13 protein-coding genes are annotated in these 14,779 nt (G+C 62.9%); 4 read left to right on the top strand and 9 right to left on the bottom strand.

Going from position 1 to position 14,779, the window contains the following annotated elements:
* Positions 1-130 precede the first annotated feature (130 nt).
* From FDP28_RS00665 to ppsA, 5 genes are all read right to left on the bottom strand, one after another.
* Positions 131-592 (bottom strand): hypothetical protein, encoded by a 462-nt coding sequence (locus tag FDP28_RS00665; RefSeq protein WP_144658692.1) that lies wholly within the window; start codon positions 590-592, stop codon positions 131-133.
* Positions 589-2,979 (bottom strand): molybdopterin oxidoreductase family protein, encoded by a 2,391-nt coding sequence (locus tag FDP28_RS00660; protein ID WP_144658691.1) that lies wholly within the window; start codon positions 2,977-2,979, stop codon positions 589-591. Before FDP28_RS00660 ends, FDP28_RS00665 begins: the two co-directional genes overlap by 4 nt.
* Positions 2,980-3,039: 60 nt before the next feature.
* Positions 3,040-3,465 (bottom strand): ChaB family protein, encoded by a 426-nt coding sequence (locus FDP28_RS00655; protein ID WP_144658690.1) that lies wholly within the window; start codon positions 3,463-3,465, stop codon positions 3,040-3,042.
* 133 nt (positions 3,466-3,598) lie between these two features.
* Positions 3,599-4,441 carry a pyruvate, water dikinase regulatory protein gene (locus FDP28_RS00650; protein WP_144658689.1) on the bottom strand — a complete coding sequence of 281 codons (843 nt, stop codon included), beginning with the start codon at positions 4,439-4,441 and terminating at the stop codon, positions 3,599-3,601.
* Positions 4,442-6,841 (bottom strand): phosphoenolpyruvate synthase, encoded by a 2,400-nt coding sequence (ppsA, locus tag FDP28_RS00645; RefSeq protein WP_144658688.1) that lies wholly within the window; start codon positions 6,839-6,841, stop codon positions 4,442-4,444. It lies immediately after the preceding gene.
* A gap of 281 nt (positions 6,842-7,122) precedes the next feature.
* On the opposite strand from ppsA, the gene pdxA reads away from it, so the two are divergent.
* From pdxA to FDP28_RS00625, 4 genes are all read left to right on the top strand, one after another.
* The gene (pdxA, locus tag FDP28_RS00640; protein WP_144658687.1) at positions 7,123-9,480 is read left to right on the top strand and encodes a 4-hydroxythreonine-4-phosphate dehydrogenase PdxA; all 2,358 of its coding nucleotides are present in this window, start codon (positions 7,123-7,125) and stop codon (positions 9,478-9,480) included.
* 62 nt (positions 9,481-9,542) lie between these two features.
* Complete coding sequence (locus FDP28_RS00635; RefSeq protein ID WP_144658686.1) at positions 9,543-10,334, top strand: DeoR/GlpR family DNA-binding transcription regulator; 792 nt, start codon at positions 9,543-9,545, stop codon at positions 10,332-10,334.
* A 29-nt stretch (positions 10,335-10,363) separates the two neighbouring features.
* Positions 10,364-11,110: a dienelactone hydrolase family protein gene (locus FDP28_RS00630; protein ID WP_144658685.1), complete on the top strand. Its 747-nt coding sequence runs from the start codon at positions 10,364-10,366 to the stop codon at positions 11,108-11,110.
* Between the two features lie 13 nt (positions 11,111-11,123).
* Entirely contained in the window at positions 11,124-11,747 is a 624-nt protein-coding gene (locus FDP28_RS00625) for a nucleoside/nucleotide kinase family protein (RefSeq protein ID WP_260842298.1), read from the top strand.
* Between the two features lie 6 nt (positions 11,748-11,753).
* On the opposite strand, the gene FDP28_RS00620 is transcribed toward FDP28_RS00625, so the two are convergent.
* The 4 genes from FDP28_RS00620 to FDP28_RS00605 all read right to left on the bottom strand — a co-directional run bounded on the left by FDP28_RS00620 (position 11,754) and on the right by FDP28_RS00605 (position 14,709).
* Complete coding sequence (locus tag FDP28_RS00620) at positions 11,754-12,794, bottom strand: AAA family ATPase (protein WP_144658683.1); 1,041 nt, start codon at positions 12,792-12,794, stop codon at positions 11,754-11,756.
* A gap of 1 nt (position 12,795) precedes the next feature.
* Positions 12,796-13,221 carry a hypothetical protein gene (locus FDP28_RS00615; RefSeq protein WP_144658682.1) on the bottom strand — a complete coding sequence of 142 codons (426 nt, stop codon included), beginning with the start codon at positions 13,219-13,221 and terminating at the stop codon, positions 12,796-12,798.
* Positions 13,222-13,312: 91 nt separating this feature from the next.
* A complete protein-coding gene (locus tag FDP28_RS00610) occupies positions 13,313-14,083 on the bottom strand; it encodes a phosphatase PAP2 family protein (RefSeq protein ID WP_144658681.1) in 771 nt (256 codons plus the stop codon).
* A gap of 2 nt (positions 14,084-14,085) precedes the next feature.
* Entirely contained in the window at positions 14,086-14,709 is a 624-nt protein-coding gene (locus tag FDP28_RS00605) for a DedA family protein (RefSeq protein WP_144658680.1), read from the bottom strand.
* Positions 14,710-14,779 lie beyond the last annotated feature (70 nt).

Here is a 14,779-nt window from a genome sequence, read left to right as displayed (position 1 = left end):
CACCATCGCAACAGGTAGCCCGAAAGCCGGGCGCAGGAAGGGATGCCAGCGCAGCTTGGGCAGGGTCACCACATGGTGGCCCTGCCCACGTGATGTCCGGACGGGTGTCGACGGAAATACGCAAGACAGGCTATTCGGCCACCAGCAAGGCCTGGGGCGAGGCCTGCTTGATGCGGGTCCTCAACCACCGCAACTGTCCTTGGGTCTCTACCCGGGACTGTTCGACGACAGACAGCAGCTCCTCGTCCCGGAGCGCCTGGCCGGCTTGCTCCACGACGGTCCAGGTGATGTCCACAAGACTGGCCAGAACAAACACGTCCTGAAGGTCGCGCAACAGTCCTACGGGACCGCTTCGCGTCGTCGAAAGCCCTTGGGCGTGCAGCCGCTCCGGCTCCCGTTCGTTGCCGGACCCACCGTAACGCTGGATAACCGGATCCAGGAGTTCCCCGTGGTGATCCGACTGCGTGGCCAGGCTTTGGCAGATGAAGTGAACATCCGGTTCCGCACCGTGGCCGGCGGAAACCTGCCTCAGAGACTCGGCAAGGGTTTTCTCGCTGTGGGCCAAGAGTCCCAGATAGACATCCAGATTCATGGCCGCCTCCCCTCCGGCCGGGAGGCCGTGGTGTTCGGCGCGGGTGCCGGTCCCGTACCGTCGCCGATCTTCTCAACCTTCACAGCGGCATTCTTGAAGACGGGTTGCTTGGACACAGGATCCCATTCGGTGAGTGTCAGCTCATTGGCTGCGGTTGCATGGGACTCAAGGGTCTCACCGCTGCGCGGCGTGTCCCAGTAGCCGTAGTGGAAGGGTGCGAACACGGTACCGGGCCGGACGCCGCTGATCCGCGCCGGAGCCTCGATACGCCCCCTCCGCGATGACACCCGCACCAGGTCGCCTTCGCTGATCCCCAGACCCGAGGCATCTTCGGCGGACAATTCGACCCACATTCGGGGAGCCGCAGCATTAAGCTCCCGGGAGCGCGCCGTCTTGGTACGGGTATGGAAGTGGTAGGCCGTGCGGCCCGTGCTGTACCGCAAAGGATACTCATCGTCGGGTTCCTCATGAGGGGGGTGGTAAGCGGTTGCCTTAAGCAAGGCACGCCCGTTGGGTGCCATCGCCCGATAGGCCTCGGACCCCACCTCAGCCCCGGTCAAGAGGTCGTGGCCATAGTTCTCGCAGTAGTCAGGACGGCTGGGAAAGACACCGTCACTGTAGAGCCGGGTGGTTCCCTCCGGGTGATCCTCTGTGCAGGGCCAGGGAATTCCGCTGCCGCCGCGTAGCTTGCCGTAGCTGAGGCCGGTGTAATCGCATGGCCGTCCACGCGAGCATTCCTTCCACGCTTCAAAAGCCTCTTCGGGCCCTTTCCATTCGAGCAGGGGCCCACCGTCAATAGTGGAGAAGCCCATCCGGTGGGAGTAATCGAGGAAAATATCCAAGTCCGCGCGGGCGCCGCCCGGCGGCTCCACGGCCTTTTCCGAAAGGTGAACCACGCGCGATGCGTTGGTGAAGGTCCCCACCTTTTCCCCCCAGGCGGCAGCAGGAAGGACGACGTCGGCCAGCGCCGCCGTTTCGGTCAGGTAGAGATCCTGAACCACGAGGAAGAGCTCCGGCTTGGCCAGGATCCGCCGAATCCTCGCCAGTTCAGGCAGCGATACTGCAGGGTTCGTAGCCGATACCCAGAGAAAGTTGATGGAACCCTGCTCGGCGTAGCGGAAAATCTGCATCGCGTGGGTGGGCGGTGCCCAATGCGGGATAACACCCGGGTCCACATTCCACAGCTTGGCCAATTCCTCGACGTGATCCTTGTTGCTCCAGTTACGGAAGCCCGGCAGGTCGCCGTCGGCCCCGCATTCCCTGTTGTTTTGGGCGGTGGGCTGCCCGTTCATCTGAAGCAGGCCCGCGCCTGGCCTGCCCAGCATGCCCCGCAAAAGGTGCAGATTATTCACCTGGCATGCCGAGGCCGTGGCCTGCGATGACTGATAGAAACCCTGCAAGACGGTCGAAAGCACGTTCGGCGTCGTTCCGAAGATCCGGGCGGCCATCATGATGTCGTCCGCACTGACACCACAGACCTCGGCAGCAGCCGCCGGGGTCCATGGTTCAACGGTCTGCTTCAGTTCTTCGAAGCCAAGAGTGTGCTCATTGACGTACTGGTCGTCGAACCAGCCTTGGTGAATGACCTCGCGGACCAATGCATGCATCAGGGCGAGGTTTGTTCCCGGGCGGAGCGCCAGGTGCACATCCGCATAACGCGCTGCTTCGGTGTTCCGGGGGTCGATGCACACGAGTTTGGGTGGCGTCGGTCCCGTCAGCCTGTCCAGGACACGGGACCACAGGACGGTCTGGGTCTCGGGCATGTTGTGGCCGTAGAGGAAGATGGCATCGCAGCTGTCGATGTCCTCATAGGCTCCGGGCTGGCCATCGGCCCCGAAGGTCTCTTTGAGCGCAGTCGCCGCGGTAGCCGTACACAGCCGGGTATTGCCATCCATGTGCGGAGTTCCAATCCCCGCTTTCCCGATCACTGCCAGTGCGTAGTACTCCTCCAAGAAGAGCTGCCCGCTGGTATAGAAGCCATGGCTCAACGGACCTTTCGTGTCCAGGAGCTCCTTGCTCCGGTTGACGATGCGGCCCATTGCCGTGTCCCAGTCGGTCTCCACCAATCGCCCACCCTCTCGGATCATGGGCCGGGTCAGGCGATCCCGATTGGCTACACCCTGCCAGCTGGCAAAGAGGCCCTTCGGCCCGAGTCGGCCTTTGTTGATCCGGTCTTGGGAGCGGCCGCGGACACCAACCATGACGCCATCTTTGACAGCGATGTCGCAACCGCAGCCGTTGCTGCAGAGAACACAGGCGGATTGGACCCAGCGGTCCACCTCGCCTTCAGGGAGTCCCTCTTTGAGGGCGAGATCCACGCGGACCGGCCATTCCTGCCCTGCCTGAAACGGCGTCCGTGGTCCCCAGATGTCGGTGATGCGATTCATCCTCGTGCGCCTCCTCGAATCCAAAGTGCATGCACTGCTCAACCCCGGGTCGCGGAGGAATCAGCCTTTCCGTGCCCTCCGGGTGGCTGCGTCATTGGCCTTTTGCAGCGCCTCTACGAGCTCGTCCTTGTTCATTTTCGAGCGGCCTTTGATGCCAAGCTGCTGGGCTTTCCCGTAGAGATGTTCCTTGGAAGCATTGGCGTCCACTCCCCCGGCTGTCGGCGAGGTTGAGTCCGCACCTTCTTCGGCGCGCGCATCGGAAGGACCGCGCTCCTCCTTGGGCTCCCAGTGGTCCCCGACTTTCTCGTAGCTGTGCTTCAGCGAAGCAAACGCAGTGCGCGCCGCGCGGCTGGAATCGTTGTCGTAGGATTCCATGGCCGAGTCGTAGGTCTTGGCGAATGTGTCCTGGGCCTTCTGTTCGGAACGCTGCAATGTCGACGGCAGTTCGTCTTTGCGGGCGTGATCATTCTTCCCGGTCTTAGGCATGACGCCTCCAATTGTCGGGCCCCAGCAAACCGGGCCGTTTCAATTAGCTAAGCATGCTTACTACATAGGAACAAGGTGCATCAGGAAGTGACGCTGCCGGAGCCTTGAGGGGCAGGACAAGACAAACCCCTGGTCAGTGGTGCAGTTGCATCCGCTGGAGAACTGTGGCCGAGATTTCCTCAACGGACATGGACGCAGAGTTCACGTACGGGATGTTGTTGGCCCGATACATATCCTCGGCGTTTCGGAGTTCGAAGGTGCATTGGTTCAACGACGCATAGCTGCTGCCTGGCCGGCGTTCTTGGCGGATCTGGCTCAACCTGACAGGTTGCGACGTCAGGCCAAAGCACTTGTCGGCGAAAGGCAACAAGGGCTTCGGGAGCGCCAGGACCTCGAAATCCTCTTCGACCAGGGGGAAGTTGGCGGCCAGGATGCCATGCTGCAGGGCAAGGTACATGGTGGTGGGCGTCTTGCCGCAGCGGGAGGGGGCGATGAGGATCAGCTCGGCGCGCTCCAGTGCGCGCAGGGACTGGCCGTCGTCGTGTTCGATGGCGTATTCGACGGCGGCCATGCGCGACTGGTAGCGGACTGCATCCCCCACTCCGTGGGCCTGGCCGGGCTTACCGTTGGCCGCAGAGCCAAGGGTTTGTTCGAGTTGCCCGATGTGGGTACCGAACAAATCGAAGAACTGCCCGCGGCTTTGGGAGAGCACGGCACGGATGTCCTGCCCGACAGCCGTAGAGAAGATGATCGGCACGGGACCTGACGCCGCCACTTTGTCGATCACCGCCACCACCTCGCGCGCTTGCTCAATGGTGGTGATGAACGGGATCGTCCGGCGCTCCAGCCGCTGCCCGGGAAACTGGGTCAGCAGGGTGTTGCCAAGGGTTTCAGCAGTAATCCCGGTGCTGTCGGAAAGAAAGAACACCGTGGGGGCGGGCGCCGAGCCCGCCCCCACGGTTGCGTGATCCGTCATTTAGACCGGAGTGCTGGTGGTGCGGGCCAGTCGCAACCAGGTCTCCGTGACGGCGTCCGGGTTCAGCGAAATCGAGCTGATGCCCTGTGCCAACAGCCACTCGGCGAAGTCCGGGTGGTCGCTGGGCCCCTGGCCGCAGATTCCCACGTACCGGCCCTTGGCCCGGCACGCGGTGATGGCCAACTCCAGAAGCTTGGTCACCGCCGGGTTCCGCTCGTCAAAACCATCAGCAACCAGGGCGGAGTCGCGGTCAAGGCCCAAGGTGAGCTGAGTGAGGTCGTTGGATCCAATGGAGAACCCGTCAAAGTACTCCAGGAATTCATCAGCCAGGAGGGCGTTGGCCGGCAGTTCGCACATCATCACGATCTCCAGGCCGTTCTCGCCGCGACGCAGCCCGTTGGCTGCGAGCAGGTCAATGACGCCGCTTGCTTCCTCCAGGGTGCGCACGAACGGGACCATGAGCTTGATGTTGGTCAGGCCCATCTCGTTGCGGACGTACTTCAGGGCCTCGCACTCAAGTTCGAACGCCTGCCGGAAGGACTCGGAGAGGTACCGGGACGCTCCGCGGTACCCGATCATCGGGTTCTCTTCCTCAGGCTCGAAGGCCGGGCCGCCGATCAGGTTCGCGTACTCGTTGGACTTGAAGTCCGAAAGCCGGATGATCACCGGTTCAGGGGCGAACGCTGCCGCGATGGTCGAAATACCCTCGGCCAAACGCCTCACGTAGTAGTCGCGCGGGCCATCGTAAGCAGCGGTTTTCTCCTGGATTTGCCGGACCGTGTAATCATCCAGAGTTGCCGGGCGCTCAATCTCACCGGCGACAGCCAACAAGGCGTTGGGGTGGACACCGATCTGCCGGTTGATGATGAATTCGAGGCGGGCCAGGCCCACGCCGTGGTTGGGGAGCTTGGCGAAACTGAACGCCTGCTCCGGGGTCCCGACGTTCATCATGATCTTCACGGGAGCTTCAGGCATGGTGTCGAGGCTTGTCTCCTGAAGGGAGTACTCCAGCAGCCCTTCGTACACCAGTCCCGCTTCGCCCTCGGCGCAGGAGACGGTCACCGGGATGCCGTCCTTGAGGATCTGGGACGCGTAGCCGGTTCCCACGACGGCGGGGATGCCCAGTTCGCGGGCGATGATCGCCGCATGGCAGGTCCGTCCGCCGCGGTCTGTGACGATCGCGGCGGCCTTCTTCATGATCGGTTCCCAGTCGGGGTCGGTCATGTTGGCCACCAGGACATCGCCTTCCTGGAACGAGGCCATCTGCTCGATCGAGGACAGGACCCGGACCTGGCCGGCGCCGATGCGCTGACCGATCGCACGGCCTTCCACCAACACCGTTGAACGCTCGGTGAGCGTGTACCGGGAGGTTACGCCCGCGGCTTTGCGGGATTCCACGGTTTCCGGGCGTGCCTGGAGGATGTACAGTTCCCCATCCACTCCGTCCTTGCCCCATTCAATGTCCATGGGCCGTCCGTAGTGGCGCTCGATGGCAACGGCGTGACGCGCAAGCTGCTCCACCTCGGCGTCACTGAGGCTGAAGCGGCTCCGCGACTCCTGCGGCACCGGGATGAAGTCAACAGTCTTGCCGACTTCTTCGGTCTCCGTGTACACCATCTGCACGGCCTTCCCGCCCAGACCACGCTTGAGCACCGCCGGGCGCCCGGCTGCCAGCGCAGGCTTGTAGACGTAGAACTCGTCGGGGTTCACAGCACCCTGGACCACGGCTTCGCCAAGGCCATAGGAGGACGTGATGAACACCGCGTCCGTAAAACCGGTCTCGGTGTCCATGGTGAACATCACCCCCGAAGCGCCGACGTCAGAGCGCACCATGCGCTGCACACCCGCCGAAAGCGCGACCTCGGAGTGCGTGAAACCGTGGTGGACGCGGTAGGCGATGGCCCGGTCGTTGTACAACGAGGCGAAGACGTCCTTGATCGCGAGCAGGATGTTGTCAATCCCCCGGATGTTCAGGAAGGTCTCTTGCTGTCCGGCAAAGGAAGCATCGGGAAGGTCTTCGGCCGTTGCGCTGGACCGAACCGCCCAGGACACGTCTGCGCCGTGTTCCTCGGTGAGGCGCCGGTACGCCGAGCGGATTTCCTCTTCGAAACCGGCAGGGAAGGGTGTCTCGCGGATCAGGGACCGGATTTCCCCGCCAACCTTGGCCAAGGCGGCCACATCGCCGCTGTCCAAGCCCTCCAAGATACTTTCAATCCGGGCGTCAAGGCCCGACTCGGCCAGGAAGCGCCGGTAGGCGTCCGCCGTCGTCGCAAAACCACCTGGAACCTTCACCCCCGCCGAGGCGAGATTTCGCACCATCTCACCGAGTGAAGCGTTTTTGCCTCCGACCTGGTCAAGGTCGGACAGGCCAAGCTCCGAAAACCAAAGAACGTTAGTCATAAATTGTGTCCTCCATTGGGCACGCTCTGACAAGCGCTGAAAAAAACTAGGTCTTGCAAGGATCAAGGGCACAGAGCCAGGATGCAAACAAATGTGACCCGTTCAACAGATGGACACGCCGCGCGGTCTGGGGCTGGCAAGGTCGGAGAATATGCTCGCAGAAGAAATGTGCATCATGTGCGCACGTCTTTGAGCGCGTTTCGCGCAATCGTGTCATGATGTTGGAAAGCGTCCGACAAGATGTTGGGACGCAGGCCGAGCAATGACACGAGAGGAGCGACGTGGCTTCCGTATTTGTCCAAGCTGACGATTTCTCCGGCGCTGCCGAAGTCGGCTCCTGCTTTGTCCAGCACGGGCACATCGTGCAGGTTCTTTTGGGAACGTCCGACGCCGAAACCGCCTCACCGCGACACGCCACCGATGTCGTGGTCACCGACACCCACTCCCGCGGACTGTCGCCGTCAGCGGCAGGCAAGGCAGCTGCTGCAGCCTTCTCAAGCCATGCTGCAGCAGAGGCGGGGATCCTTTTCAAGAAGATCGATTCGATCTGGCGCGGCAATATCAGCGCTGAACTCAGGGCTTTGAACCAGCTCGGTTACAGCGTCGTCATCGCTGGTGCACTCCCCCAGCTTCAGCGCACCGTGAGGCAGGGACAAGCTTTTGTGGGCAGTGTACCTCTGGACCATACCGACCTGTGGCAGGCAGAGCATGTCTCACCGCCGTCCACCATCGCGGAGCTTATCCGCCCTGAGGCTCCGGAGTCCGTAAAGCCTATGAATCTCCGCCAAGTGCGGAATGCGGACCTGCATGCCGCCTTGTCAGAGGCCCTGGACACCGACAGCCCCGCAGTCGTCCTGTGTGATGGTGAAACCGCTGCAGATCTTGAACTCGTAGTCGACGCCCTGATTCGCACGGAATTCAGGGACCGCGGTCGACGCATAGTCCTGGCTGGAACCGGCGGTGCAGCTGAGGTGCTGGCCCAACGCTTGGTCACCACGCCTGCGCGAAACGCGCAGTTCACTCCGGCGCCTGACTCAGAAAGAGGAGAACCGCACCAAGCCCCCTTACCCGTCCTCGCCGTCGTCGGTTCCGCTTCCGGTACGGCCCAAGCACAGCTGACCGAGCTCGAGGCCGAGGGATACAGGGTGATCAGGCTTGATCCCGATCACAAGGGCCCGCACCGGACAGAGCTTGAGGCGGCCAAGGCGGCCCTTGCCACCTCAACCAACGTCGCCGTAAGCCTTCAGCAAACGGGCGTGAACCCTGGCAAGGCCGCCGTCATCGTCAAGTCCCTTGCCCGCTTCACAGCCGAAGCGGCCAACGGAATCCGCACTGACTTCATCCTCACCGGCGGTGAGACCGCCCGGGAAGTCCTGGAGGCAGTGGGAATCCAGTCCATGGTTCCACTCGCCGCAGTTCAACACGGAGCAGTCCTCAGCCGTACAGACCAAGGAACGCTGGTGGGAACCAAGCCCGGCAGCTTCGGTGACCGCTACGCACTCAGCCAGCTTCACCACCAAATACAGCATCGCCGCGGCCAGCCCTTGGGTTTGCCCGCTGCATCCTCTGACCCAACTGCTTACAACCAACCTGGAGCCACCATGACATCACCCACAATTGCCCCCTCCGAACAGAATTCCCTCCCTGTCGTCGCCGTCACCATGGGCGACGGCGCCGGCGTAGGACCCGAGGTGGTGGTGGCTGCCGCGCTTGATCGGCAAAGCAACGCCGAGTGCCGCCCGGTGGTCATCGGCGACGCGCTGCGGCTCCGGCAGGCAGCCGACATCCTGGGAGTCGACGCCGACATCCAGGCGATCGAGAACGTCGAGGACGCCGTCTTCACACCTGGCAGGGTGAACGTGATCGATTTGGCGTTGCTGCCGGAGGACCTTCCCTGGGGACAGCTCTCAGCGGTCGCCGGACACGCCGCATATGAATACATCAGGGTAGCCAGCGAATTCGCGATGGCCGGACGCGTCCAGGCCATCTGCACCGCACCGCTGAACAAGGAGGCGCTGCACGCCGCAGGGCACATCTTCCCCGGCCATACGGAGTTGCTGGCCCAGCTGACGGGCACAGAGGAAGTGTCCATGATGCTCTCCACGCCCAAGATCCGCGTCATCCACGTCACTACCCACATCGGACTGGCCGATGCCATTCGCAAGATCGAGCCCGGACTGGTGGAGCGCACCATACGCCGCGGACACGAAGCCCTGGTCCGGGCCGGAGTGCCCGAACCCAAAATCGGGGTTTGCGCCATCAATCCCCACGCCGGGGAGAATGGTCTCTTCGGCCAGGGCGAGGAAGCTGAAAAGATCGAGCCCGGTGTCAAGGCCGCGCAGGCTGACGGAATCAATGCTGTCGGACCCTTGCCCGCCGACACACTTTTTTTCCTGGCCGGACGTGGAGACTACGACCTCGTGGTGGCGATGTATCACGACCAGGGTCACGGGCCCGTCAAAGTTCTCGGAATCGAGGCCGGCGTCAACATCACGGTGGGCCTGCCTGTCATCCGTACCTCAGTGGACCACGGTACCGCTTTTGACATAGCCGGAAAGGCAATTGCGGATTCCCGCAGCATGGTCGAAGCACTGCATCAGGCCGCCGAGATGGCAACCCGCCCCAGCATGGCCGTGTAACCGCCCGGGGCCCGTTGAGGCGGTTAGCATGGGTAGCACCGTCACGGTAAGGAGACCTAAGAATGCTCTCGGCAAGTGCAAGGCGCGAGGAGATCTACCACCTTGCCGTAACCACCGGCCTGGCGTCGGTGGAAGAACTATCGGCCCGGTTCGACGTCACCGCCTCAACCATCCGCCGGGACCTGGCGTTGCTGAACTCGCAGGGTCGCCTTGCACGAACCTACGGTGGGGCCATGGCGCTCGGGGCGCATCCCGAAGCCTCACTACGGCAGCGCACCGGCGAAGCGTTTGAGCAGAAGCACGCCATTGCACGCTGGGCGGCGGCTGAAGTCCGCGCTGGTGAGAACATCCTTCTCGACGCCGGCTCTACAGTGGGCGCGCTGGCTCACGAACTGCGGGGGTTCGGCCCGTTGTCCGTAACGACTCCGGGCATCAACACCTTGCAGGAACTGGCCGATTCCGAAGGCATCGAGGTGGACTGCCTGGGTGGCCGGCTCCGCACTCTCAGCCAAAGCTTCGTTGGCCCCTTGGCGGAAGTGGCCTTGGAACGAATGAGCTTTGACAGAGTCTTCCTTGGCGCTGATGCCGTCACCGCCGAGGACGGAATCTGCGAGGCAGACCATTCCCAGACCCGGCTCAAGGAACTCATGGCACGGCGGGGCAGCAGTGTCTACGTATTGGCCGATTCGTCCAAGCTTGGGCTCCGTCCTTTCCATGCCTGGGCCCGGCTCGCCGCACCGTGGACGCTGGTGACCGACGACGGCGCCGACCCGAAGGAGCTCGGTAAGTTCGTCAGCGCAGGTGTGAAAGTACAAGTGGTAGCTGTGTCCAACGATGCCGTAGTTGGCGCCTGAGTCTCGGATACTTTCGGTACTGTAAGCAGATGCTCATCGAAATACCTGCCGCTGACGGCATCGCCGAGGGCCTGCTTGTCCGCCCGTCCACAGCGAAGGGCACATTCCCGGGAGTTGTCTTCTACATGGACGCCTTCGGTGTGCGTCCCCGCATTGAAGAGATGGCCCAACGCATTGCGGATTGGGGGTACGTGGTGCTGGTCCCAAACGTCTTCTACCGGGAAGGCGCCATAGCCGAGCTCGCCCCGGCGGGCGACATGACCACCACCGAAGGCAGGGAAGCCGCGGGCAGGGACGCCTTTCCACGGGTAGGTCGCCTGACATCGGACAAGGCGCTGCCCGATATCAAAGCATGGGTCACCGCAATCACCGGGATGGATGGTGTGGCGCCCGGGCCCATCGGGACCACTGGCTATTGCATGGGCGCCCGTTTGGCCGTCCGCACCGCCACTTCGCACCCTCAGGTGGCAGCGTGCGGCGGCTTCCATGGAGGCGGCCTCGCGACCGACGCTGCGGACAGTCCCCACCTGGGCCTGTCCGATGCCCGTGCCCGATTCGTCTTTGGACACGCCGACCATGATCCCAGCATGGCTCCCGAGGCAGTCGCGCGGCCCGGTGCCGCTTTGGACGATGCCGGGCTCGAGGCTTCCAATGAAATTTACGCAGGGGCGCCGCATGGCTACTCGATGGCCGACACGTCCGCCTACCATCCCCAGGCCACAGAGCGGCACTTCGAAGAACTGCGGGTCCTGCTCGACGATACCCTCAAGGGCTAAGTCATTGCAGCCTGTGCACGCTGGCGATACCGCACGACTGGCGGAGGACCTGCACCGCAGGGCCACATCGGGGAACCGCTTGATCGTTGGGCTTGCCGGTCCCCCGGGCGCCGGAAAGTCGACCATTGCCGAAGGCCTCAGACGGCATCTTGGGCACGAATGCGCCATCGTGCCCATGGACGGCTTCCACTTGGCAAACACCCTTATCGAAGGTACTGAACTCAGGGCACGGAAAGGCGCCATCGATACGTTCGACGTCGGCGGTTACCTCTCGCTCCTGGCAAGACTTCGGCTCAACGAGGAAGATGTCATTTACGCGCCGACGTATCGCCGCGGACTCGAGGAACCCATTGCGGCGTCCATAGCGGTGCCACGGTCGACAGGGATTGTCATCACGGAAGGCAACTACCTGCTCGCAGACGAAGGACCGTGGGGTCGGGTCCGCAGTTACCTGGACGAGGCCTGGTTCGTAGAACTAGCAGCGGAAACCCGCATTTCGCGGCTCATCCAACGGCATGTGGATTCCGGGATGGATCCTGCCGCGGCCGAGGCCTGGGCGCAGGGTCCTGACGAAGCCAACGCACGCTACGTCGAGGCAACGAAGGCCTCCGCTGACCTGATCATCACCTGTCCGTAAACGGGGTCAGGCCAGCCAGCGCCACCAGCGCGGCTGGTCCGGTTCCGGCGTCGGGTCAGGTTCCGGCTCCGGCTCCTCGCCCAAGGCCAGTGCGGCCTCCGCGATGTCCTCCGCAGTGAGGGTCATCACCGCTTCACGGTCAAGCATGTCCAGGCTTTGCTTTTCGTCACGGGACAACCGCAGCGCCTGACGGTTGAGTGCCTGCTCGAACAATGTGCGTGCGAAACGCGCGTTGCCCGAGTCTTCTCCTGCATGCAGGCCGGTAAGGATCCGGCGGAGCATCTGGTCCGCATCCGGCTCCAACAGGTACTCGTGCTGGGAGAGCATCTGGTGGAAGATCGTGTCGAGTTCGTCCACGGAATAGTCCGGGAACGTGATCTCACGGGCAAACCGGGAGCGCAGACCGGGGTTGGAGAGCAAAAAGGCTTCCATGAGGCGCGGATAACCTGCCACGATCACCACCAAGCGGTGCCGGTGATCCTCCATCCGCTTGAGCAGCACCTCGATCGCCTCAGGGCCAAAGTCCATCCGGCCCTCTTCCGGGGCAAGGGCGTAGGCCTCATCGATAAAGAGAACCCCGTCCAACGCACGCCGAATCACCCGATCGGTTTTGATGGCGGTGGCCCCCACATATTGGCCCACCAAACCGGAGCGGTCCACCTCCACCAAGTGACCCTTCTGCAGCAAACCAACGGCACGGTACATCTCTGCCAGTAGCCGGGCTACCGTCGTTTTACCAGTACCGGGATTCCCGAGGAACACCAAATGCTGGGACGTGGCCACTTCAGGCAGGCCGTGCGACTTACGCCGTGCCTGAACCTGCAGCAGAGCAACCAGGGCGCGCACCTGTTCCTTGACGGTTTCGAGTCCGACGAGCGCGTCCAGTTCAGCTTGCACCTCGGACAGTGGGCGGGCCGGACCCGGGCGGGGACCTACCAGGTCACCTACAAGGTCGTCCACCCGCTCGGAACCTGGCAGCTTGAGCTGGTTGGCCAGATGACCAATTGTCTCGCGCAGGTCATCAAGTGGGTTACGGCTGGCAGCCATGTTAGCTCGGCAGCTCCAACTGAAAGCCGCACTGGCACCGAAGTACCTTGGTTCCTACGTTGACCACCGAGGCGTCTTCATTGGGCTCATCGGTGGACAGAGGCGCGTAGATGCTCTTGATGTTCGAGCCCATCAGTGACATCGGCTCTCCGCAGTGGAAGTATTCGCCGGCGAAACGGAGCAGACCATCCAAGGAACGCGTCCTGTTCAGAACCGCTGCGACATCACGGAACCGGGCCGCGTGCAGGTAATTGCCTTGGCACTTCCGGCACACGTAACCTACCTGGACCTGCAGCTCGCCCGGATGCGGCGGCAGTGACTCGATGGATTCGATGGCGACGTTCTCATTGGTTCCGCAGTGCAGGCACCCGAGGGGGCGCATGTCCTGCGTCAGTCGCGGAAGGCTTGGGCCACCAATTCCTTGCATGGCATCTCCGAGGAGTCGGCGGGGCTGGCCGGTCAGCGTCCGGTCAGCGGAACGAAGGTTTCATCCCGATATAAGGACACCACTACTAAGGCTACTTAGCAATACCGTAGTCATTATTCGTTACCTCTTCGCCAAAGATCCGGGCGGTGCGCCAGGTGTCCACGGCAATCACCGCCCCCAGCACCACCAGGGACAGGGACACCGACGCGACAGCGTCAGTAAACCAGTGGTAACCGAGGTAAATGCGGTTGACGGCGGCGAGCAATACACCGGCTATGGCGACAGCAAAGCTGACGACGGCGGCCCTCGGGTTGCGGTAGCGGGAAAACACCAGGAAGGTCGTCACGAGCAGGAAGTCCGAGGCGCCGAGGACATGCCCGGAGGGAAAAGAGAAAGTCGTGTCCACGCCGAAGAGCATTTGGCTGACCGGCGGGCGCTGCCGTTCGACCGACCGTCCGATGATCTGCGCCAGGGCCACACCCGTCAGCATCGCAGCGGCCAGCAGCATCGGACGCCAAGCGTGCTTGGCAAGCAGGCCCCACAGGAGCGTGAAAACCAGGACGATGATGGGCAGCGCTATCGGCCCGAAGATGACAGCAACCACGATCATGACCAGCGTCAGCTGTTCGGTGCGCATCCCCAACAGCGCACGCTCAGCCACGGCATCGTCCAGGGCCAGGCCACCATGCTGCAGGACTCCCGCGAGCGTAAAGAGGAAAGCAGCCAAGCCAGCTGCGGCCAAGACGGCCGAGGTCACATAAAGAGCCTTCCTGGCTCGGGGTTCCATGAAGCGCTCCTCCACAACGAACTTCTCATGGAATACGCGCCCCCAACCCTTTGTCCGCTCAGTTTTTCCTGGCATGTTCAGCTCCCCAGTGCATCGCGTCGCTTCCTGCGGGCGGACCGGACCCGCCAGATCACCACTGCTACCAACGCCAGGGCAACGGCGACTGCGGTGATGTCCCTGCCCACGACCTTGGCGACGACTTCGTAGGAATTCCCGGCCAGGTAGCCGAGCAGTACAAAGCCGGCGCCCCAGACGAGTCCCCCGGCCGCATTGAAAGCGAGGAAGCGGGGATAGTGCATATGGGACGTGCCGGCCAAAGCCGGCATCACGGCTCTGAAGAAAGCGACGAAACGGCCAAGGAAAACAGCGGCTCCCCCGCGCCGCCGCAGGAACTCCTGCGCCTTGCCGAGTTTCTCCCGATGACGTTTGAGGGCACGGCTTTCCAGCAGGCGGGTCCCTGCATGCCTTCCGACCTCGTAGCCGACGGTGTCGCCGATGATCGCGGCCAGCACCACCAGAGCCATCATCCACCCGAGCTGCACCTCCCCGCGACTGGCAATCACACCGCCAAGAACTGCCGCCGTTTCTCCCGGGATGACGAAACCGAGGAAGAAGGCGTCTTCAGCGAACACGAGCAGCGCAACCAAGGTGTAAGCGAGCGCCGGGCTGACGCTCAGAATGCCATCAATGAATCCACCCACAGGCCCCACCACCTTCCACGTTTACCGAGCACCCCGGCTTCCTCACCGGGCCTGTCTCCAGTGTGTGCCA

The sequence above is a fragment of the Paenarthrobacter nicotinovorans genome, from assembly GCF_007670255.1.
GTDB classification, from domain to species: Bacteria; Actinomycetota; Actinomycetes; order Actinomycetales; family Micrococcaceae; genus Arthrobacter; species Arthrobacter nicotinovorans_B.
Note: the sequence above shows the minus strand (reverse complement) of the source record. Positions and strands in the feature narration are given on the sequence as shown.

Bases quoted from the DNA above. Each gene is read 5' to 3' on its own strand.
- FDP28_RS00660 (WP_144658691.1), bottom strand. From the start codon at position 2,979: ATGAATCGCATCACCGACATCTGGGGACCACGGACGCCGTTTCAGGCA.
- FDP28_RS00635 (WP_144658686.1), top strand. From the start codon at position 9,543: ATGCTCTCGGCAAGTGCAAGGCGCGAGGAGATCTACCACCTTGCCGTA.
- FDP28_RS00665 (WP_144658692.1), bottom strand. From the start codon at position 592: ATGAATCTGGATGTCTATCTGGGACTCTTGGCCCACAGCGAGAAAACC.
- FDP28_RS00630 (WP_144658685.1), top strand. From the start codon at position 10,364: ATGCTCATCGAAATACCTGCCGCTGACGGCATCGCCGAGGGCCTGCTT.
- FDP28_RS00610 (WP_144658681.1), bottom strand. From the start codon at position 14,083: ATGCCAGGAAAAACTGAGCGGACAAAGGGTTGGGGGCGCGTATTCCAT.
- ppsA (WP_144658688.1), bottom strand. From the start codon at position 6,841: ATGACTAACGTTCTTTGGTTTTCGGAGCTTGGCCTGTCCGACCTTGAC.
- FDP28_RS00650 (WP_144658689.1), bottom strand. From the start codon at position 4,441: ATGACGGATCACGCAACCGTGGGGGCGGGCTCGGCGCCCGCCCCCACG.
- FDP28_RS00655 (WP_144658690.1), bottom strand. From the start codon at position 3,465: ATGCCTAAGACCGGGAAGAATGATCACGCCCGCAAAGACGAACTGCCG.
- FDP28_RS00615 (WP_144658682.1), bottom strand. From the start codon at position 13,221: ATGCAAGGAATTGGTGGCCCAAGCCTTCCGCGACTGACGCAGGACATG.
- FDP28_RS00620 (WP_144658683.1), bottom strand. From the start codon at position 12,794: ATGGCTGCCAGCCGTAACCCACTTGATGACCTGCGCGAGACAATTGGT.